The sequence below is a fragment of the Bradyrhizobium sp. AT1 genome (assembly GCF_001590795.1).
Taxonomy (GTDB): Bacteria; Pseudomonadota; Alphaproteobacteria; order Rhizobiales; family Xanthobacteraceae; genus Bradyrhizobium.
This window is the reverse complement of sequence record NZ_JXDL01000001.1, coordinates 3,913,617-3,934,918: the sequence shown is the minus strand read 5'-3', so window position 1 is coordinate 3,934,918 and position 21,302 is coordinate 3,913,617. Positions and strand designations below refer to the sequence as shown.

Annotated in this window: 17 protein-coding genes; 14 read left to right on the top strand and 3 right to left on the bottom strand. The window is 64.7% G+C overall.

The genetic code is table 11. From position 1 onward, the window contains the following. Positions 1 to 142: 142 nt before the first annotated feature. Entirely contained in the window at positions 143 to 982 is an 840-nt protein-coding gene (locus tag SE92_RS18315) for a shikimate dehydrogenase (protein WP_063197190.1), read from the top strand. Positions 983 to 1,047: 65 nt separating this feature from the next. After that, positions 1,048 to 1,674, top strand: coding sequence for a hypothetical protein (locus SE92_RS18310; protein ID WP_063197188.1), 627 nt, complete (start codon positions 1,048 to 1,050; stop codon positions 1,672 to 1,674). 135 nt (positions 1,675 to 1,809) lie between these two features. Here the strand turns inward: SE92_RS18310 and SE92_RS18305 are convergent, their stop codons facing one another. Then, positions 1,810 to 2,946 (bottom strand): alpha-hydroxy acid oxidase, encoded by a 1,137-nt coding sequence (locus tag SE92_RS18305; protein WP_063197187.1) that lies wholly within the window; start codon positions 2,944 to 2,946, stop codon positions 1,810 to 1,812. A gap of 117 nt (positions 2,947 to 3,063) precedes the next feature. On the opposite strand from SE92_RS18305, the gene SE92_RS36720 reads away from it, so the two are divergent. The 11 genes from SE92_RS36720 to SE92_RS18255 all read left to right on the top strand — a co-directional run bounded on the left by SE92_RS36720 (position 3,064) and on the right by SE92_RS18255 (position 14,402). Then, entirely contained in the window at positions 3,064 to 3,231 is a 168-nt protein-coding gene (locus tag SE92_RS36720; RefSeq protein WP_198172694.1) for a hypothetical protein, read from the top strand. A gap of 221 nt (positions 3,232 to 3,452) precedes the next feature. Further along, entirely contained in the window at positions 3,453 to 4,796 is a 1,344-nt protein-coding gene (glmM, locus tag SE92_RS18300) for a phosphoglucosamine mutase (protein ID WP_063197185.1), read from the top strand. A gap of 259 nt (positions 4,797 to 5,055) precedes the next feature. Further along, positions 5,056 to 6,306: an MFS transporter gene (locus SE92_RS18295; RefSeq protein ID WP_063203613.1), complete on the top strand. Its 1,251-nt coding sequence runs from the start codon at positions 5,056 to 5,058 to the stop codon at positions 6,304 to 6,306. A gap of 284 nt (positions 6,307 to 6,590) precedes the next feature. After that, complete coding sequence (locus SE92_RS18290; RefSeq protein WP_063197183.1) at positions 6,591 to 7,424, top strand: outer membrane protein; 834 nt, start codon at positions 6,591 to 6,593, stop codon at positions 7,422 to 7,424. Between the two features lie 169 nt (positions 7,425 to 7,593). Further along, positions 7,594 to 8,490, top strand: a complete 897-nt coding sequence (locus tag SE92_RS18285; protein ID WP_063197181.1) for an outer membrane protein — start codon at positions 7,594 to 7,596, stop codon at positions 8,488 to 8,490. Positions 8,491 to 8,565: 75 nt separating this feature from the next. Further along, positions 8,566 to 9,156, top strand: coding sequence for a glutathione S-transferase family protein (locus SE92_RS18280; protein ID WP_063197179.1), 591 nt, complete (start codon positions 8,566 to 8,568; stop codon positions 9,154 to 9,156). 15 nt (positions 9,157 to 9,171) lie between these two features. Continuing rightward, positions 9,172 to 9,636 carry a GNAT family N-acetyltransferase gene (locus SE92_RS18275; protein ID WP_063197177.1) on the top strand — a complete coding sequence of 155 codons (465 nt, stop codon included), beginning with the start codon at positions 9,172 to 9,174 and terminating at the stop codon, positions 9,634 to 9,636. A gap of 172 nt (positions 9,637 to 9,808) precedes the next feature. Further along, entirely contained in the window at positions 9,809 to 10,000 is a 192-nt protein-coding gene (locus tag SE92_RS18270) for a hypothetical protein (RefSeq protein ID WP_245324637.1), read from the top strand. Between the two features lie 81 nt (positions 10,001 to 10,081). After that, positions 10,082 to 11,254, top strand: a complete 1,173-nt coding sequence (locus SE92_RS18265; protein ID WP_063197173.1) for a phosphoserine transaminase — start codon at positions 10,082 to 10,084, stop codon at positions 11,252 to 11,254. A 126-nt stretch (positions 11,255 to 11,380) separates the two neighbouring features. Further along, positions 11,381 to 12,970: a phosphoglycerate dehydrogenase gene (gene serA / locus SE92_RS18260; protein WP_063197171.1), complete on the top strand. Its 1,590-nt coding sequence runs from the start codon at positions 11,381 to 11,383 to the stop codon at positions 12,968 to 12,970. Positions 12,971 to 13,229: 259 nt separating this feature from the next. Beyond that, the gene (locus tag SE92_RS18255; protein WP_063197169.1) at positions 13,230 to 14,402 is read left to right on the top strand and encodes a thiolase family protein; all 1,173 of its coding nucleotides are present in this window, start codon (positions 13,230 to 13,232) and stop codon (positions 14,400 to 14,402) included. 82 nt (positions 14,403 to 14,484) lie between these two features. Here the strand turns inward: SE92_RS18255 and SE92_RS18250 are convergent, their stop codons facing one another. Next, positions 14,485 to 16,161 carry a methyl-accepting chemotaxis protein gene (locus SE92_RS18250; RefSeq protein WP_063197167.1) on the bottom strand — a complete coding sequence of 559 codons (1,677 nt, stop codon included), beginning with the start codon at positions 16,159 to 16,161 and terminating at the stop codon, positions 14,485 to 14,487. A 536-nt stretch (positions 16,162 to 16,697) separates the two neighbouring features. On the opposite strand from SE92_RS18250, the gene SE92_RS18245 reads away from it, so the two are divergent. Beyond that, positions 16,698 to 18,671, top strand: coding sequence for a methyl-accepting chemotaxis protein (locus SE92_RS18245; protein WP_198172692.1), 1,974 nt, complete (start codon positions 16,698 to 16,700; stop codon positions 18,669 to 18,671). A gap of 21 nt (positions 18,672 to 18,692) precedes the next feature. On the opposite strand, the gene SE92_RS18240 is transcribed toward SE92_RS18245, so the two are convergent. Beyond that, a partial coding sequence (locus SE92_RS18240) for a PAS domain-containing sensor histidine kinase (RefSeq protein ID WP_063921223.1) occupies positions 18,693 to 21,302 on the bottom strand: 2,610 nt, incomplete at its 5' end.

Sequence of the window (21,302 nt, the reverse complement as noted above, 5' to 3'; positions counted from 1 at the left end):
CCGACATCAAGGGCGGCGCGGTCGAGGAGGCTGCGGCGAGCTGACCGCCAGCCGTTCTCCTCCGGCCACCGCGGCGCACGCGCTTGACAGAGCGGGCGCGACGCGAAATGGATCGCCTCGGGACTATCACCCCGAGGGAAAGATGACCGCGTCCAAAGCTCCTGCAGCCTGTCTGATCGGATGGCCGGCCGCGCATTCGCGCTCGCCGCTGATCCATCACTACTGGCTGCGGACGCTCGGCATTGAAGGCGGCTACGTCATTGAGGCGGTGCCGCCCGAGGATCTCAGGGATTTCGTGCTGCGGCTGTCGCTGCGCGGCTTCGTCGGCGCCAACGTCACCATCCCGCACAAGGAAGGCGTGCTGGCGCTGTCGAGGCCCGATGTCCGCGCCAAGGCCGTGGGCGCGGCCAACACGCTGTGGTTTGCCGACGGCGAGCTGCGCTCGACCAACACCGACGTCGAAGGCTTCATCGGCAATCTCGACGCCAGCGCGCCCGGCTGGGACGCGGCCGAGGAGGCGCTGGTGCTGGGCGCCGGCGGTTCCTCGCGCGCGGTCGTGTTCGGGCTGCTCGAACGCGGCATCACGCGCGTGCATCTTGCCAATCGCACCATCGCGCGGGCCGAGACCCTTGCAAGCCAGTTCGGACCGAACGTGCATCCCGTGACATGGGACGCGATGGGGGACTTGCTCCCGCGCGCAAAACTTCTCGTGAACACGACCTCGCTCGGCATGCACGGCCAGCCGTCACTCGATGTGGATGTCGCGCGCCTGCCGCCGGCGGCGGTGGTTGCCGACCTCGTTTATGTTCCGCTGGTGACGCCGCTGCTCGCCGCCGCGACGGCGCGGGGCCTGAAGACCGCAGATGGACTCGGCATGCTCCTGCACCAGGCGGTGCGCGGCTTCGAACTGTGGTTCGGCCGGCGGCCGCAGGTCACGGCCGAGCTGCGCGCTTTGGTCGAGGCCGATCTCACAAAGACTTGAGCGGGGCGCGGCGAATAGCACACCATCTCCGGAGTTCTACCGTCGTGGGACAATCGGAGACCGTTATGGCTATTCAACGTGCAACTTTCACACGTCCACTGATCGCCGTCGCGATGGTGGCCGTCTCGACTTACGGCGCCTTCGCCCAGAGGGCGCCGGTGCCCACGCGGGTGCGCGGCACCATCGAAGCCGTCAACGGCGACACCATGCAGGTCAAGTCGCGCAGCGGCGAGGACGTCAAGCTGCGCATCGCACCTGACGTCAACGTGTCAGGCATTACCAAAATTTCACTCGCCGACATCAAGCCGGGTTCGTTCATCGGTGCGACCACCGTGCCGGGACCGGACGGCGGCCAGAACGCCGTCGAGGTTCACGTCTTTCCGGAGAGCATGCGCGGCACCGGCGAGGGCTCTCGGCCCTGGGACCTCAAGCCGAATTCGAGCATGACCAATGCGACGGTGGCGGAAAGCGTCGTCGGCAATGACGGCCATACGCTGCTCGTCAAGTACAAGGACGGCGAGAAGAAAGTCTTCGTCGCCGACAACACGCCCGTGGTGACCTTCGTGCCGAGCGACAAATCCGAGTTGAAGCCGGGCGCCAAAGTCATCGCCTTCATGAAGCAATTGCCGGACGGCTCGTTCGAGACCAACCGCGTCAGCGTCGGCCGCGACGGCATGACGCCGCCGATGTGAGGCGACAGCAATCGTAGGGTCGGCAAAGGCGCACTTCTGCCGTGCCCACGTCTCTTCTGGCTCCGCGAAAGGTGGTGGGCACGCTTCCGCCTTCGCTCTACGGCGGACAGGTCGCTTTGCTCACCCTACGGCACCTCACATCGCAATGATATGATCGTCGATCTCGTCGATCCGGTTGACGCCGCACAGGCCCATGGTGGTGAGCAATTCCTTCTGGATGATGTCGATCGCCTTGGCGACGCCGGCCTGGCCGCCGGCCCCTAGGCCATAGGCATAGGCGCGGCCGAGCATGCAGGATTTTGCGCCGAGCGCGAGCGCGCGCATCACGTCCTGGCCGGAGCGGATGCCGCCGTCGAACATGATCTCCATCTTCTCGCCGACCGCATCCGCGATCTCCGGCAGCACTTCGATCGAGGACGGCGCGCCGTCGAGCTGGCGGCCGCCATGGTTCGACACCACGAGCGCCTGCGCGCCGGTCTTGGCGGCTTCCTCGGCGTCCTCGACGTCGAGGATGCCCTTGATGATGAGCTTGCCCGGCCAGATGCTACGGACCCACTCGACGTCCTTCCAGCTCAGCGAGGTGTCGAACTGCGACGCCGTCCATTCGGCAAGGCGGTTGAGATCCTCGGTGTTCTTCACGTGACCGGCGATGTTGCCGAAGGTGCGGCGCTTGCCTTGCAGCACGCCGGAGACCCAGGCGGGCTTGCTGGCGAAATCCAGCAGCTTCGACAGCGACCATTCCGGCGGCACCGTCATGCCGTTCTTGATGTCGGCGTGGCGCTGGCCGATCACCTGCAGGTCCACGGTCAGCACCAGCGCGCTGCACTTGGCCACGATCGCGCGCTGGATCAATTCCTTGATGAAGCCGCGGTCCTTCATGACATAGAGCTGGAACCAGAAAGGCTTCTCGACATTGGCGGCGATGTCCTCGATCGAGCAGATCGACATGGTCGATTGCGTGAACGGGATGCCGGCGGCCTGAGCGGCGCGGCAGGCGTGGATCTCGCCGTCGCCATGCTGCATGCCGAGCAGGCCGACCGGCGCGAGCATCAGCGGCATGGTCGAGGGCTCGCCGAGAATCGTGGTCGAGGTGTCGCGCTTGGAGACGTCGACCAGGATGCGCTGGCGGAACTTGATCGCCTGCATGTCCTCGCGGTTGGCGCGCAGCGTTTCCTCGGCATAGGAGCCGCGGTCGCAATAGTCGAAGAACGCCTTCGGCACGCGGCGCTTATGCAGGGCGCGAAGATCGTCGATACAGGTAATATGCTTCATGCTCGTTTCCCCGGCCCGTCTTGTACTCAAGAGTCTTGCATCGGAAGATTTCGAGGTCATCTAGCATGGTTGGATGCACAGCCAAATCGTTTGCAGAACGTTTTGCAGGAGAGTGCCATGACCAGGCCGCACGCTGGACCTTCCGCGGAAGAGATCAAGGAGAAGCGTGATCTCGAGGAGGCGCTGGAAGAGGGGCTGGAGGAGACCTTTCCCGGCTCCGATCCCGTCAACGTCACCCAGCCGGCTCCGAGCCGCCCCGACGGCCATGTGAAGCGCTCGGACTGAGGCCGGGTTCCGCCATCTTTTGCGACTCGCACGGGAAGCGTAATATTAACAATACGTTACCGCGCCCGCGCTCGCCCTGGTTCCGTAATGATTCATCATATTTTTTGAAGCCAAGTTAGCCGCGATGGCTTTATAAGACCTCAGCAAATCAGGGATGCGGGGCCGGTTTCGGCACCCCGTGGTTGTAGTGGGGAATCCCTGGTTGTTGCTTGGGGGACGATATGAGCCGCAAATATTTCGGGACCGACGGGATTCGGGGCCGCGCCAACGGACTGATCACGCCGGAGCTCGCGCTCAAGGTCGGCCAGGCCGCGGGCCTTGCGTTCCAGCGCGGTGATCACCGCCACCGGGTGGTGATCGGCAAGGACACCCGCCTGTCCGGCTACATGATCGAATACGCGATGGTCGCGGGCTTCACCTCGGTCGGCATGGACGTGCTGCTGGTCGGCCCGATGCCGACGCCGGCGGTGGCGATGCTGACCAAGTCGATGCGTGCCGATCTCGGCGTGATGATCTCGGCCTCGCACAATCTGTTCGAGGACAACGGCATCAAGCTGTTCGGCCCGCAGGGCTTCAAGCTCTCCGACGACGTCGAGCGGCAGATCGAGCAGCTGCTCGACGAGCCCATCGACAAGCGGCTCGCCCAGAGCGCGAGCCTGGGCCGCGCCCGCCGCATCGACGGCGTGCATGACCGCTACATCGAATTCGCCAAGCGCACGCTGCCGCGCGATCTCTCGCTCGACGGTCTGCGCGTCGTGATCGATTGCGCCAACGGCGCCGCCTACAAGGTGGTGCCGGAAGCGCTGTGGGAGCTGGGCGCCGATGTGGTGCCGATCGGCGTCGAGCCTGATGGCTTCAACATCAACAAGGATTGCGGCTCGACCTCGCCGGAAGCCTTGTCGAAGAAGGTGCGCGAGATGCGCGCCGACATCGGCATTGCACTCGACGGCGATGCCGACCGCGTCATCCTGGTCGACGAGCGCGGCCATGTCGTCGACGGCGACCAGCTGCTCGCGGTGATCGCGCAGAGCTGGAAGGAAGACGGCCGGCTGTCGCGTCCCGGCATCGTCGCCACCGTGATGTCCAATCTCGGCCTCGAGCGCTTCCTGAAAGGGCAGGGGCTCGATCTCGTCCGCACGCCGGTCGGCGACCGCTACGTGCTCGAGCAGATGCTGAACGGCGGCTACAATCTCGGCGGCGAGCAGTCCGGTCACATCATCCTGTCCGATTACGCCACGACGGGCGACGGCTTCGTCGCCGCATTGCAGGTGCTGGCGGTGGTGCAGAAGCTGCGCCGGCCCGTGTCGGAAGTCTGCCACCGCTTCGATCCGCTGCCGCAGATCCTCAAGAACGTCCGCCACAAGGGCGGCAAGCCGCTCGACAATTCCGACGTCAAGTCGGCGATCTCCGACGGTGAGCAGCGTCTCAACGGTCACGGCCGCCTCCTGATCCGCTCCTCCGGCACCGAGCCGGTGATCCGCGTCATGGGCGAAGGCGAAGACCGCATCCTGGTCGAGGACGTCGTCGACACCATCGTCTCGGCGCTGGGCCAGGCGGCGGCTTGATCTCTTCCTTCTCCCCTTGTGGGAGAAGGTGGCGCGAAGCGCCGGATGAGGGGTTGTCTCCGCGTGCACAACTCGCAAGTGGACTCGCGGAGAGAGACCCCTCACCCGTCTCGCCGCTGACGCGGCGAGCCACCCTCTCCCACAAGGGGAGAGGGAAAGGCACCCGCGCATCCCAGCCATTTGCGATTTGCGCTGGCTCCTCCGCACGTTGCATCGTACCTACGAGGTCGCGGCAATCTGCCGCGCCAGGACCGTTGCATTGAACAAGCCTGTCGTCGTCTCCGAGGAAACGCTGACCGAGCCCGTCGTCGTCGACGACGTGGCGCCTGTTGCTGCGAAGGCCGCCGGGCCTGCCTATGTCGTGCTCGCCGGCATCAGCGTCTCGCACTTCCTCAACGACACCATGCAGTCGCTGATCGCCTCGGTGTATCCGATCCTGAAGGACGCCTACGCGCTCGACTTCGCGCAGATCGGCATGATCACGCTGGCCTTTCAGTTCACGGCCTCGCTGCTGCAGCCGGTGGTCGGGCACTACACCGACAAGAAGGCGCAGCCTTACTCGCTGGCGATCGGCATGGCCTCGACCTTCTTCGGCCTGTTGCTGCTCAGCGCCGCGCAGCAATATCTTGTCATTCTCGTCGCTGCCGCGCTGGTCGGTCTCGGCTCGGCGGTGTTTCACCCGGAGTCCGCGCGCATCGCGCGGCTCGCCTCCGGCGGCCGCTACGGTTTTGCGCAATCGGTGTTTCAGCTCGGCGGCAGCTTCGGCACCTCGATGGGGCCGGTGCTGGCGGCGCTGATCGTGGTGCCGTTCGGGCAGGGCAGCATCGCCTGGTTCTCCTCGATCGCGTTCCTCGCCATTCTCATCCTCTGGCGCATCGGCCGCTGGTACGCGCCGCAGATCAAGGCCAGGAAGGCGGCCGCGGTTCAGGCCCATCCCGACGCGCCGAGCTCGCGCCGCGTCGCCCTCGCGCTGCTCGTGCTGGTCGCGTTGCTGTTCTCGAAGCAGCTCTACGTCTCGAGCCTGTCGAGCTACTACATCTTCTACCTGATCGATCGTTTCGGCGTGTCGACGCAGGCCGCGCAGATCTATCTCTTCATCTTCCTCGCAGCGAACGCGGTCGGCGCGTTTCTGGGCGGTCCCCTGGGCGATCGCTTCGGTCGCAAGATCGTGATCTGGATTTCGATCCTCGGCGCACTGCCGTTCACGCTGGCGCTGCCCTATGCCGGGCTCTATGCGAGCGCCGTGCTGAGCGTCGTCATCGGCCTTATCATCTCCTCGACGACGTCGTCCATCATCGTGTTCGCGCAGGAGCTGGTGCCGCACAGATTCGGCATGATCTCCGGTGTGTTCTTCGGCGTCGCTTTCGGGATCGGGGGCCTCGGAGCCGCCGTGCTCGGCAAGCTCGCCGATCACACCTCGATCGAGTTCGTCTATCAGGTCTGCGCCTATCTGCCGGCGATCGGCCTGCTCACGGTGTTCCTGCCGAAGCTGCCGCGGCACACAAGTTAACAAATCTTGCTTCGCCGCATTGCGGCTTCACACATCGTTAGCAATTGCGCGCGCGACCGCCGCATTCTTCGCCGCATTGCGGCTTCACACATCGTTAGCAATTGCGCGCGCGACCGCCGCATTTTTGCAACGCTCCAGCCGCATCCGCGTGTGGGGTGAGAAAAAATCAACCTTAAAAATTAGGGTTAAGTGGCGCTTAAACATTTGCTGGCATCGTCCGCTTCGTGAGTTTCCAGAACGTGAGGCGCCCGTATTGAGCCTCACCGGCCATAAGGACGAAGCCAATGCGTAGCGTTAAGTCTCTCCTTGCCGCGGGTGCGGCAACCCTGATCTCGTCGATGGCGTTCGCCGCCGATATGCCGATCGCGGCGCCCCCTCCCATGTACGCGCCGCCGGCTCCGCCCGCCGACTTTGGCGGCTGGTATCTCCGCGGCGATATCGGCATGACCAACCAGAGCGCCAAGCGCATTGAGAGCGCCCTCCCGGCCGGCTTCTCCAAGACGACCGAAGGCCTCGGCTTCGACTCGGCCGGGCTGTTCGATCTCGGCGTCGGCTATCGCTTCAACAACTGGTTCCGCGCCGACGTGATCGGCCAGTACCGTGGCAAATCCAATCTGCACGGCAGCGACAACGTCGTCGGCCCCGGCTTTGTCGGCGTCAACAATTACAGCGGCAGCAAGTCCGAGTGGGTCGTCATGGCCAACGCCTATGTCGATCTCGGCACCTGGTGGTGCATCACCCCGTTCATCGGCGCCGGTGTCGGCGGCTCCTACAACAAGATCAGCGGCTTCCGCGACGACGGCGTGTCGTACAACCCGCTGCTCAACAACAGCGTCGCCTACTTCGCCGACAACGGAAAGTGGAACCTTGCCTGGGCCGCTCACGCCGGTCTCGCCTACAAGGTCAATCCCGGGTTCACCGTCGAACTCGCCTACAGCTACATGAACCTCGGCGACGGCGCGCCCGGCAACTACCGTTTGTTCGACAACAGCGCCTCGGGCCCCACCTCGATCAAGGTCAAGGAGATCACCTCGCACGACATCAAGCTCGGCGTGCGCTGGGATCTCAACAGCCCTCCGGCCTACATGCCGCCGCCGCCGCTGGTCACCAAGGGCTGATAAGCCAACTCATCGGTTAGGACTTCTTAACGGCGCGGGTTCATCCCGCGCCGTTTTGCTTTGCGTATTTTTCATCGCTTCGCAGCGACGAAAGTGTCTGGCGCAACCATTGGTTAAGGTTAACGAGCCATGATCACCAGCGAAAGTTCGAGTTCGATGGAGCGTTGCGATGCGTGGGCTTTTGTTGGCGGCAGCGATGTTGGGGACGGTGTCTGCCGCGCACGCGGCCGACATGCCTGACCTGCCGATCCTGCGCGGCGGCTTCACCGACGGTCTGTCGAAGACGAGCCATAATTGGGATGGCTTCTATGTCGGCGGTCATGGCGGCTACACGGCCGACGCAACCGATTTCAGCCAGAGCGTGGTCGGCCTGACCAACTATATCTTCCGCGACAGCGTGCTGCAGCAGCCGACCGCGAACTGGTCATTGCTGAACAGGACCAACACCCAAAGCACAAATTTCGGCGGCTTCATCGGCCGCAACTGGCAATGGTACGACGCCATTCTCAGCCTCGAAGGTAGCTACAGCTACTTCAACAACCTCTCGACGTTCACCTCGGGCAGCAACTCGCTCACGATCGTCAACCCGTCCGGTGAGACCCGACCCGCGAACGTCACCAACAATTATGACGTGACGCTGACCGGCACCGCCACGGCGAAGATCAAGGACATGATCACGCTGCGGGGCCGGGTGGGTTGGGACGGCGGCGACTTCATGCCGTATGCCTTCATGGGCGCTGCAGTCGGTCGAATGGACGTGTCCCGCTCGGTGACGAGCATCGTGGATTTGCGTCAGGATGTGACGAATACCGTCATCGTCGGCGGCGTCACGTTGACGACGACCACGTTCGGAGCGCCGCAACCCATTCCGGCTCAGTCGCAGACGCAGACTCAGCGTCGGACGAACGCGTTCGCGGTGGGCTGGACTGCCGGTCTCGGCCTCGAATACTGCATCTGGGACGGCCTGTTCGCGCGCGTGGAATACGAGTATGTGAGATTCTCGCCTGTGATGAACACCGTGGTGACGCTGAACAATGCGCGCCTCGGGGTCGGCTACAAGTTCTGACGCGGCTTCGCCGCGTCGCAGTTGACAGCTCCTCTCCATCCTGATGCTCTGTCGCTCCAAAGCGGGGCGGCAGGGATGAAGATCTACGGCGACAGCAATTCCGGAAACTGTCTGAAGGTGAAGTGGGTCTGCGATCATCTCGCATTGCCCTACCAGTGGATCGAGGTCGACACGCGCAAGGGCGAGACGCGCACGCCGCAATTCCTCGCGATGAACGGCGCCGGCCAGGTGCCCGCCGTAGCCTTCGACGACGGCCGCACGCTGGCGCAGTCCAATGCCATCATCCGCTATCTCGCCCGCGACAGCGCGCTCGTTCCGCGCGACGCCTTTGCCGCGGCCAAGATGGACGAATGGCTGTTCTGGGAGCAGTACAGCCACGAGCCCTATATCGCGGTGTGCCGCTTCGTCATCGTCTATCTCGGCAAGGACGCCTCCGAGCTCGACCCCGAGAAGGTCAAGCGTGGCTATGCGGCGCTCGACCGCATGGAGCAGCATCTGGCCCGCAGCCGCTTCTTCGCCGGCGAGGAGGTTTCGCTCGCCGATGTCTCGCTGCTCGCCTACACCCGCGTGGCGCATGAGGGCGGCTTCGATCTCGGCCGCTATGCTTCCATCCGCCGCTGGATCGGCGAAGTCGAAGCATTTCTCGGCCTTCCACCAGCGCGCTGAGTTGGAGTTCTCGACATGAGCGCCGAATCCGTTTCCATTCGCCGCGCGCGCCGCGACGACGTTCCCGCGATCGTGACGATGCTCGCCGACGATCATCTCGGCCGCGCCCGCGAGCGCGTCGAGGATCCACTTCCGGCGGTCTATTATGAGGCGTTCGAACGGGTCGAGCGCGATCCGAATCTGACGCTCGTGGTGGCCGAGATCGAGGGCAGGGTGGTCGGTTGCCTGCAGCTCGCCGTTCTCTCGGGCATCAGCTCGCAAGGCGGCATTCGCGGATTGCTCGAAGACGTGCGCGTTGCCACCGATTGCCGCAGCCGCGGCATCGGCGAGCAATTGGTGCAATGGGCGGTAACGGAAGCGAAAGCGCGCGGTTGCAATCTGGTCGAGCTACTGACGCATGCGAGCAGAGTTGACGCACAGCGCTTCTACAAGCGGCTCGGATTCACAGGCAGTCACGTCGGTATGACTGTCCGCTTTTGAGCCAGCGCGGCCCACGCGTTGCTTGATCAGCGGAATCGGATCGCGCGTTCGTTCATCTTAAGGCCTGATAAACTAACCGTTCTTCGTTCACGTTCCCGCAGGAACGAACGGTGCTAGGCAGCGTCAGAAACCGGGCTCGGTCGGTTCGGGGATTTCGATGACAAGCTATTCCATGATCAAGGTCGGCAACGATTATGTCGTGCAGGCCAACGACAAATGCATTTTGAAAGTCGGCAGCCGTCGCCGGGCCGCACAATTGATCAGCGATGCCACGGACTTGCTGAACGCGCTTGCCGTCGTCGAATCCCCTGATCTCGCACCCGAGCCGCCATCACTCGCGCGTGAGGCCCCGGAACTTCCTTGACTGAACTACCCGATTCCCGTATCAGCCGCGGCGGGACACCTCCCCCCAACGGGAGGCTGACTATCTGGAAGGGTAGATATCATGACTGTAGCGAAGCCCGCTTCGCGGCCAAACGTGCCGCATTTCTCCTCCGGCCCCTGCGCCAAGCGCCCCGGCTGGAACGCCCAAAATCTCAAGGACGCAGCACTCGGCCGCTCGCATCGCGCGAAGGTCGGCAAGACCAAGCTCAAGCTCGCGATCGATCTGACGCGCGAAGTGCTCGAAGTGCCCGCCGATTATCGCATCGGCATCGTGCCGGCCTCCGATACCGGCGCGGTCGAGATGGCACTGTGGTCGCTGCTCGGTGCGCGGCCGGTCACCACGCTCGCCTGGGAATCCTTCGGCGAGGGCTGGGTCAGCGACATCGTCAAGGAATTGAAGCTCAAGGACGTCACCAAGCTGAACGCAGCCTATGGTGAAATCCCCGATCTCTCCAAGGTCGATCCGAAGTCCGACGTCGTCTTCACCTGGAACGGCACCACCTCAGGCGTGCGCGTGCCGAACGCCGATTGGATCAGCGCGACCCGCGAAGGCCTGACCATCTGCGACGCGACGTCTGCCGCCTTCGCGCAAGCTCTCGACTGGGCCAAGCTCGATGTCGTCACCTTCTCCTGGCAGAAGGCGCTCGGCGGCGAAGCCGCCCACGGCATGCTGATCCTGTCGCCGCGTGCGGTGGAACGGCTCGAGACCTACAAGCCGGCCTGGCCGCTGCCGAAAATCTTCCGCATGACCAAGGGCGGCAAGATCAACGAGGGCATCTTCGTCGGCGAGACCATCAACACGCCGTCGATGCTCTGCGTCGAGGACTATCTCGATGCGCTGAACTGGGCCAAGTCGATCGGCGGCCTCAAGGCGCTGATCGCGCGTGCCGACGCCAACACCAAGGTGCTGGCCGACTGGAAGGCGAGGACGCCGTGGATCGACTTCCTGGCCAAGGACGCGGCGATCCGCTCCAACACCTCGGTGTGCCTCAAGTTCACCGATCCCGCGATCACCTCGCTGTCCGAGGATGCGCAGGCCGACTTCTCCAAGAAGCTGGTTGCGCTGATCGAGAAGGAAGGCGCCGGTTACGACTTCGCCTATTACCGCGATGCCCCGGCGGGCCTGCGTATCTGGTGCGGCGCCACGGTCGAAGCCAAGGACGTCGAGCTGCTGACGCAGTGGATCGACTGGGCCTTCGCCGAGACCAAGGCCGCGCTCGCCAAGGCGGCGTAGTAGTTCGTTCAACTCATTCTCGTCATGGCCGGGCTTGACCCGGCCATCCATCCATCATGAAAGATGGACCCGCGGGTCAAGCCCGCGGGTGACGAGCTGAACACATCTCATCAGCGGATAGCTCAGATGACCAAACCCAAAGTTCTCATTTCCGACGCGCTCTCTCCGGCCGCCGTGCAGATCTTCAAAGACCGCGGCGTCGAGGTCGACTTCCAGCCCAACCTCGGCAAGGACAAGGACAAGCTCGCCGAGATCATCGGCAATTACGACGGCCTTGCGATCCGCTCCGCGACCAAGGCGACCGCCAAGATCCTGGAGAAGGCGACCAACCTCAAGGTGATCGGCCGCGCCGGCATCGGCGTCGACAATGTCGAGATCCCCGCCGCCACGGCCAAGGGCATCATCGTGATGAACACGCCGTTCGGCAATTCGATCACGACCGCCGAGCATGCCATCACCCTGATGCTGGCGCTCGCCCGCGAAATCCCGCAGGCCGACGCCTCGACCCAGGCCGGCAAGTGGGAGAAGAACCGCTTCATGGGCGTCGAGATCACCGGCAAGGTGCTCGGCGTGGTCGGCTGCGGCAATATCGGCTCGATCGTGGCCGACCGCGCGCTCGGCCTGCGCATGAAGGTGATCGCGTTCGATCCGTTCCTGTCGCCGGAGCGCGCCAAGGACATCGGCGTCGAGAAGGTCGAGCTCGACGATCTGCTCAAGCGCGCCGACTTCATCACACTGCACACGCCGCTGACCGAGAAGACCAAGAACATCATCGACGCGGCCGCGATCGCCAAGATGAAGAAGGGCGTGCGCCTGATCAACTGCGCCCGCGGCGGTCTGGTCGACGAGCAGGCCGTGGTCGACGCGCTCAATTCCAAGCACATCGCCGGCGCCGCCTTCGACGTCTTCGTCGAGGAGCCCGCGAACAAGAACGTGCTGTTCGGCCATCCCAACGTGATCTGCACGCCGCATCTCGGCGCCTCCACCACCGAAGCGCAGGAGAACGTCGCGCTGCAGGTCGCCGAGCAGATGTCGGATTATCTGCTCACCGGCGCGATCTCGAACGCGGTCAACTTCCCCTCGATCACGGCCGAAGAAGCGCCGAAGCTGAAGCCGTTCATCTCGCTCGCCGAGAAGCTCGGCTCGTTCGCCGGCCAGCTCACCGAGAGCGGCATCCTCAAGGTCGAGATCACCTATGAGGGCCACGTCGCCGAGATGAAGATCAAGGCGATCACCTCCGCCGTGCTGTCGGGCCTGCTGCGGCCGATGCTGGGCGAGGTCAACGTCGTCTCCGCACCCGTCGTCGCCAAGGAGCGCGGCATGGTGGTGGACGAGATCGTCCGCGCCGCCCAGAGCGATTATGAAAGCCTGATCACCGTCACCGTCACCACCGAGCGGCAGGAGCGGTCGGTCTCGGGCACCGTCTATGCCGACGGCAAGCCGCGCCTCGTCGACATCAAGGGCATCCGGGTCGACGCCGAGTTCGGCAAGTCGATGATCTACATCACCAACGAGGACAAGCCGGGCTTCATCGGCAGGTTCGCGAGCCTGCTCGGCGATGCCAAGCTCAACATCGCCACCTTCCATCTCGGCCGCGTCGCGCCCGGCAGCGATGCCATCGCCCTCGTCGAGGTCGACGGCGCGGTGCCGGCGGACCTGCTCGCCAAGGTGCAGGCGCTACCGCAGGTCAAGCAGGCCAAGGCGCTGACGTTCTAAGTCACGCTTCCACCGTCGTCATGGCCGGGCTTGACCCGGCCATCCACGCCTTCCCAACGCATGACCAAGAACGTGGATGCCCGGGACAAGCCCGGCCATGACGTATGGATAGAGTGACGCTCGCATTGATATTCCGACCCGCGGAACAACGCCGTCTCCTTCGCCGGAGGCGGCGTTTTTCTTTCCCGTGCTCGTCAAACTTTGTGTACCAATGGCGTCAGGACGCTCCGTTCAAAATCGTTCGACAAGGGAGAAACACATGCGTGAAGCCGTCATCGTTTCCTATGCGCGCACGGGCCTCGCAAAATCCGGCCGCGGCGGGTTCAACATCACGCCGCCGATGTCGCTCGCGGCACACGCCATTCATCACGCGGTCGACCGCGCCGGCGTCGAGAAGGATTATGTCGAGGACTGCTATCTCGGCAATTGCGCCCATGGGGCGCCGAACATCGGCCGCCAGGCCGCGCTGCTCGCCGGCCTGCCGAAGACCACCGCCGGCGTCTCGGTGAACCGTTTCTGCTCCTCGGGGCTGCAGACCATCGCGATGGCCGCCAACTCGATCCGTTCCGACGGCGCCGACTGCATCGTCGCCGGCGGCGTCGAGAGCATCTCGATGCCGGGCGGCGGCACGCCGAAGGAATCGATCGATCCCGAATTGCTCAAGGTCGCCCCCGATATCTTCATGGCGATGATCGACACCGCCGACATCGTCGCCGAGCGCTACAAGCTCAGCCGCGAATATCAGGACGAGTTCTCGCTGGAATCGCAGCGCCGCATGGCGGCGTCGCAGCAGGCGGGCAAGTACAAGGACGAGATCGTCCCGATGAAGACCAAGATGAAGGTCGTCGACAAGGCGACCAAGGCGGAGTCGATCGTCGATTACGTCGTCGACCGCGACGAATGCAATCGCCCCGAGACCACGCTGGAAGGATTGGCAAAACTCGAGCCGGTGAAGGGCCCCGGCAAGTTCGTCACCGCCGGCAATGCCAGCCAGCTCTCGGACGGCGCCGCCGCCGTGGTGCTGATGGAAGCCAAGGACGCCGAGAAGCGCGGCCTCAAGCCGCTCGGCCGTTTCGTCGCCTGGGCCACCGCCGGCTGCGAGCCCGACGAGATGGGCATCGGCCCGGTGTTCGCGATTCCGAAGCTGCTCAAGCGCACCGGCCTCAAGGTCGACGACATCGATCTGTGGGAGCTCAATGAAGCCTTCGCCAGCCAGTGCCTGTATTGCCGCGACCAGCTCGGCATCGATCCCGCCAAGTACAACGTCAACGGCGGCTCGATCGCGATCGGCCATCCCTTCGGCATGACCGGCGCCCGTCTCACCGGCCATCTGCTGCAGGAAGGCGCGCGCCGCAAGGCCAAATGGGGCGTGGTGACGATGTGCATCGGCGGCGGCCAGGGCGGCGCCGGCCTGTTCGAAATCTATAGCTGACCGAGGCTGCAGGATTTGAAAAGGCACGGCGCCGCAAGCGCCGTGCCTTTTTGTTTGGGGATCAGGCTTGGTTGTTTGGCGATCAGGCCTGGCTCGCCATGGCGGCGGCTTCCGCTGCTGCCCGCTGCATGCTGTTCGACATCTCGTTCGTCACCGTGCTCTGCTCCTCGACGGCGGCGGCCGTGGATGTCACGTATTCGCTGACATTGTAGATCGCCTGCTTGATCGAGCCGAGCGCGCTAACGACGTCGCCGGAGATGCTGTTGAGGCTGCCGATCTCCTGCCCGATCTTGTCGGTGGCCTGCTTGGCCTGGTTGGCGAGGCTCTTGACCTCGGAGGCCACCACGGCAAAGCCGCGGCCGGCTTCGCCGGCGCGAGCGGATTCGATGGTGGCGTTCAGCGCGAGCAGGTTGATCTGGCCGGTGATGTTGTTGATCAGCTCGACAATGCCGCTCATCGCATGCGCGGCCTCGGTGAGGCGCTGGGCCTGCGCGTCGGCGGTCGAGACCTGTTCGACCGCGCCCATCGCGGTCTCGCGGGATTTGGTCATTGCCTCGGAGATCTCCCGCACCGAGGCGTTGAGCTCTTCCGAACCTGCGGCAACCGACTCCATCATGCCGCGGACCCGTTCGTTGCCCAGGCGGACCAGCACCTGCCGCGTGACGTCGGTCGCATATTTCACGACCTTGAACGGCTTGCCGTTGAGATCGAGGATCGGGTTGTAGGAGGCCTGGATGTAGACCTCCTTGCCGCCCTTGCCGATGCGCTTGTATTCGGCCGCTTGGTACTGACCGCGGTTGAGCGCGTCCCAGAACTCGCGATAGGCCGTGCCGTCGCGCTCGCTGGGTTCGACGAACATGCTGTGATGATGGCCCTTGATCTCGGCGAGAGAATAGCCGAGCGCACCGAGGAAATTGGCGTTGGCGGTGATGATGGTGCCGTCCATGTTGAATTCAATCACCGCCTGGGACTTGCCGATCGCCTCGATCTGCCCGGCGAGGTCGGCATTTCTGACCTTGCTCGCGGTGACGTCGGTCGCGAATTTGACCACGCCGATGGGCTTGCCGGTGTCGTCCATCACGGGATTGTAGGAGGCGAGGATCCAGACCTCCCTGCCGCCCTTGCCGATGCGCTTGAATTCGCCGGCCTGGTACTCGCCGCGGCGGAGCGCGGCCCAGAACTCGCGATAGTCCACGCTGTCGCGATCGGCCTGCGGCATGAACATGCTGTGGTGCTTGCCCTCGATCTCGGCGAGACTATAGCCAAGCGCGTTCAGGAAATTCTCGTTGGCATTCACGATCGTGCCGTCGAGTTTGAATTCGATCATGGCCTGCGCGCGGTCGATGGCGGCGAGCTTCGATGCGTCGGCCATGCCGCGCAGCTTCTTCGCGGTGATCTCGGTCGCGATCTTGATGACCTTGACCGGGTTGCCGTCGCTGCCGATCACCGGATTGTAGGACGCCTCGATCCAGATCTCGTGACCACCCTTGGCGATGCGCATGAACTCGCCGGCCTGAAACTCTCCACGCTTCAGTGCGGCCCAGAAATCCCTGTATTCTGCGCCGCCATGCTGGTCGGCCGTCACGAACATGGAATGATTCCTGCCGCGAATCTCCTCGATCGCATAACCGAGCGTGTCGAGGAAGTTCTGGTTGGCCGTAATGATCGTTCCGTCCATCGCGAATTCGATCACCGCTTGCGAGCGGCCGATCGCGTCGATCTGTGCCTTCACGTCATCACGATTTCTGCGGCCAAACATGTCGCCTACCTCTTGTCCTGTTGATTGCAGAGCTGCCTGGATGCGAGCGGCTGCAAGCATTGGCAGCGCCGTCGAAGCTGGCGGGAGAGGTATCTAAATCAAATTATCAGTTTGTTTGTCCGATCGAACACACTGCAGCTGCTTTCCGTCGCGGCGATTAACCTGACAGCGACGGCTGAAGCCGCGCACCGGTGCCGAGGTGTTGTGCCCGGGGCGATTCTTGAAGGTGGCGCTAAAATCGCTATCGGAACTCTGCAAATCCGCGGTCGCAAAAGTGCCGCCGCCGCGGCCGGATCCGTATTCATGCGGGGGCGTTTTCTTAGAAAGGCCCGGCTCGTGCGGCGCCTCGAGCGGGAGAGAATGTGCCGTGACAGGCGCCGCGTCTCCGTCGTGGCGCCCGCTTGTGCACCTCACCGTGCACATCGACGTGTATTTCTATGAGACGCACGTATTAATACGTATCGTGGAATTAACGGAAGCTTTGACGCATTAGCGCTTCATAAACCGCATCGGCCATCTCCATCCCGGGCATCCTGATGCGGCTCCTCTCCCTTCGTCTCACTCACAAGATCACGGCCATCGGCGTGATCGGCGTCGTCGGCGTCGTCCTGATCGGCGGCATTCACCTCTATGGCGAGCGCGCGATGGCCGTCTATCGCGACGCCGCCGAGAACGCGCGCACGATCCAGGAGCTGAACAGCAGGATCGCGATCGAGCTGCTCGAAGCCCGTCGCGCCGAGAAGGATTTTCTGCTGCGCAATGACGCTGCCAAGGCGCAGCGGCAGGTCGAGATCGGCAAGGAGGTCGCCGGCGACATCGGGAAGCTGCGCGGCCGGATCGCCGCGCTCGGCAAGCCGGAGCTGGCGCGCCAGATCGACGCGATGACTGCTTCGCTCGGGGATTACCAGGCGCATTTCACCGCCGTGGTCGACACCAAGCAGAAGCTGGGCCTCGACGAGACGTCCGGCCTGGAGGGCCGCCTGCGCGGTTCCGTGCACGGCATCGAAGCCAGGGTCGACCAGCTGCAGAATGCGCAGCTGCGCATCGCCATGCTGATGATGCGCCGTCACGAGAAGGATTTCATGCTGCGCCGTGACGCCCGCTATGGCGAGGAGATGAAGAAGCGCGCGGGCGAATTCCTGTCGGGGGTCGATGCTGCCGATATGTCCGATGCCGCGAAATCGGAGCTGCGCGCGAAGCTTGCCGATTACCAGCGCGATTTCACCGCCTGGATGGACGCAGCGCTCGCGCTCGCGGCCCGGCAGAAGGCGATGTCGGAGGCCTTCTCCGCCGTCGAGCCGGTCATCGAGCAGGTGTCGAAATCGGTCGACGGGATCCGCAGCGAAGCCGACCGGCTCAACGATGTCGAACGCGACGGCATTCAATGGTGGATCGGCGCCGCCATCGCGCTGATCGCGTCCGCCGTGCTCGGCCTTGGCGTGTTCATCGGGCGCTCGGTCTCCAAGCCGCTGTCGGCGATGCGCGCGGCGATGATCGAGCTCGCCAACGGCAATTTCTCCATCGTCCTGCCGGGGCTCGGCCGTCCCGACGAGATCGGCGAGATCGCGCAGGCCGTCGAGACGTTCAAGATCAACGCCGAGCGGAAGGCGCAGGAAGAAGCCGAGGAGAAGATCAGGCAGGACAAGCTCGCCGCCGAGCGCCGCCGCGCCGACATGATCAGGATGGCCGACGATTTCGAGGGCGCGATCGGCGAGATCGTCGAGACGGTGTCGTCTGCGGCCAACGAGCTCGAGGCCTCGGCGACGTCCCTGACCACCACCGCCAGCCGGTCGACCGAACTCGCCACGCTGGTGGAGGCTGCTTCGGAAGAGGCCGCGACCAACGTGCAGTCGGTTGCGTCGGCCGCGGAGGAGCTCACCGCCTCCGTCAACGAGATCAGCCGCCAGGTGCAGGCCTCCGCGCGCATGGCCGGCGAAGCCGTCAGCCAGGCCGGGCAGACCAACGACCGTGTCGGCGAATTGTCGAAGGCGGCCGCGCGCATCGGTGACGTGATCGAGCTCATCAACGCCATCGCGGGCCAGACCAATCTGTTGGCACTGAACGCCACCATCGAGGCCGCGCGTGCCGGCGAAGCCGGCCGCGGCTTTGCCGTAGTGGCCTCGGAGGTGAAGGCGCTCGCCGAGCAGACCGCGAAGGCGACCGGCGACATCGGTCATCAGATCTCGAGCATCCAGGTTGCGACGGAGGATTCGGTCGGCGCCATCAAGACCATCGGCGGCACCATCGAACGGCTGTCGGAGATTTCCTCCACCATCGCCGCCGCTGTGGAGGAGCAGGGCGCCGCGACCAGCGAGATCTCGCGCAACGTCCAGAACGCCGCCGCCGGCACCACGCAGGTCAGCGCCAACATTAGCAGCGTGCGCCAGGGCGCGACCGAGACCGGCTCTGCCTCCTCGCAAGTCCTCTCGGCGGCGCAGTCGCTGTCGAGCGACAGCAGCCGCCTGAAGATCGAAGTGAGCCGATTTTTGGAGACGGTGCGCGCGGCGTAAACGGCTTGTGCGCGACGTCCCCTACGCCCCCGCCAGGGCCGGCGCGAACACCACTTCGATCAGCGTGCCGTGGCCGGCGCTCTTGATGTTGAAGCGGGCGCGATTGGCTTCGACCAGGGCCTTGGTCAGCGACAGGTTCAGCGCCGCATTGTCCGCGGCGTCGCCGGGCGGCGGCGTGCGGAACGGCTCCATCGCGGCGGCGACCTCGCGCTCCGACAGGCCGTGGCCGGTGTCGCGGATGCGCAAGCAAATCTCGCCGCGGTCGGACAGCGCGGTCGAGACGATGACCTGGCCGCCGGCGCTGGCGAGCCTTATCGAGTTCGAGATCAGGTTCATGGTGATCTGCCGCATCGCGCGCGCGTCCACCGTCACCTGCGGCAGCGCATGGGCGAGCGAGGTGCGGATGATGATGCGCTCGCGATTGGCCTGCGGCTGCATCACGGTGACGCAGGCTTCGACGAGATCGTTGAGGTGGAGATTGGCGAAGTTGAGATCGAGCTTGCCGGTCTCGATCCGCGACAGCTCCAGCAAATCGTCGATGATGGCGATGACGCGCTCGCCGGAGGCGCGGATGTCCTTCATGTATTCGCCGTAGCGCTCGTTGCCGAGCGTGCCGAAACGTTCGGAGATCATCACCTCGGCAAAGCCGATGATGGCGTTCAGAGGCGTGCGGATCTCGTGGCTGATCCGCGCCAGCATGTCGGCTTTCGCGTTCGCCGCGCTGTGGACCAGGCGGCGGGCCTGCGTCAGCTCGCTCTCGCCCTTCTTGCTCTGGGAGAGGTCGCGGAACACGGCGAAGAAGTTCGGGCCGTCGGGCCGCGTGCGGCCCATGATCATCGCGAGCGGAATGACGCCGCCCTTCTTCTCGCGGCCCAGCACCTCGCGGCCGTGGTCGAGCAGGCTCGCAATGTCCTGGCTCTTCAGGCTCTCGAAATAATCGGCGACGATCTGCTGGCTCTCGGGCGCGAACAGCGTCACCAGATTCTGCTCCAGCAGCGCCGTGCCGTCATAGCCGAACAGCGCCTCGGCGCTGCGGTTGCAGGCGTGGATGTTGCCTTCGGCATCGAACATGACGATGCCCTCGGCCGTGGTGTCGAGGATCGCGGCGAGATCTTCGGCCTCGGCTTCGCCGGCCGCGGGCTCGGGCTCGGGAGCGTAGGGGAAGGATTCCGGGACAACGGTCTCGGCGGCGACCGCCTCGGTGACGACGGGCTCGGCAATGCCGGGAGCGGTGACGACGGGCGCAGCCTGCGGCAGCGCGCAGATCAGCGCATGCGCGCTCTCGCCGTCCCAGTCGATCGTGTGCAGATGCGCTTCGGTGGTGGCAAGCGGCGCTTCGCCGTTCGCGACCGTCGCGCTGATCGTGACGGGCGTGCCGGCTTGCGAGGTGCTGCTGGCCGAGGACACGCCGGGCTCGACATAGAGCGCGTCCAGCCCGCCGGCATCCTCCAGCGCATGGAGGCTGGCATAGCCGATGCGCGTCAGAAACGCTGGGTTGGCATAGAGCAGGCGGTCGAGCCGGTAGATCAGGATGCCCGTCGGCAACAGGTCGAGCAGCGTGCGGTCGCGCGCGCTGGCGCCGCGTGGCGGCGGCGCGGGCTCGGTCAGCCATTCGGCTGGCTTGTGCGGCGACTCGGGCTCCGGCGCCGGTGGTTCGGCGCTGATCTCCGCGACAGGCTCGGGGCTATCGGCCGCGATCGTCTCGCGCTCGCGTTCGAGCCGTTCGGACAATTGCCGTGCGAGCTCGTTGAACGCGCTGTTCTCGACCGGCGTCAGCGTCGGCGATCTCTGGTCACCTTGTGACCTGGCATCGCCGTGCGGGCGGAACGGCACGACATTGGGAGGCGTTTCCAAGGGAGTCTCCACGGGCGTGTCCGGATCGGTTGGATGTGAATTCGCGTCGCTTGTGGGGTCTGGCAGTTCGGCTTCGGGTATCGGCTCGGGCTCGGGCGGCTCGATCGGCGGAGGCGGCGGTTCGGCCAGGAGCTCGAAGCGCCTCGCGGCATCGAGCCGGTTGAGGGCGTCGAGATCGCGGCAGACGCCAAAGCCCTTGAAGCCGGAGAAATTGCGCTGGCTGTCGTAAGTCGGCAGGCCCGCGAGTTCGACCGGCAGAGACGCGCCGCCGTCGGTCGGCCAGTTCACGGTGATCCCGGCCCAGGTGTCGTGGCTCGCCAGCGCCTGGGCGACGCGCCAATCAGGGTCGAGCGAGAATTCGTCGGCGATCTCGCGCCAGGGGCGGCCGAAGCCTGCGGCCGTGCGCGCGCCGATCAGGCGGATGAATTCGTCGGAGAGAAGCACAAAGCGGCCCTCTGCATCCATCTGCCAGAGAAAGCGCAGCGGATGCTGACGCGGTGCGGGCGGCTCTCGGTCCGAAGAGTCTCGACCTGACGAGTCCCGACCTGAAAAGTCTTGGCCCGACGACGGCTCATTCATGCCCGATGTGATCGGCGCGGCCTGCGGCGACACGATGGCTTCGACTGGGTTTTCAACCGGAGTTTCGGCCGCGTCCTGAGCCATTGCGGCTTGCGGCGGTTCGGGCGGGATCGTCTCGTGGGTCGCGGGCGCCTCGACCGGCTCGGCGAAGGCGTCGAACAGCGCGATGCCGGCGGGCGAGCCGTGCGATGGCGGCGG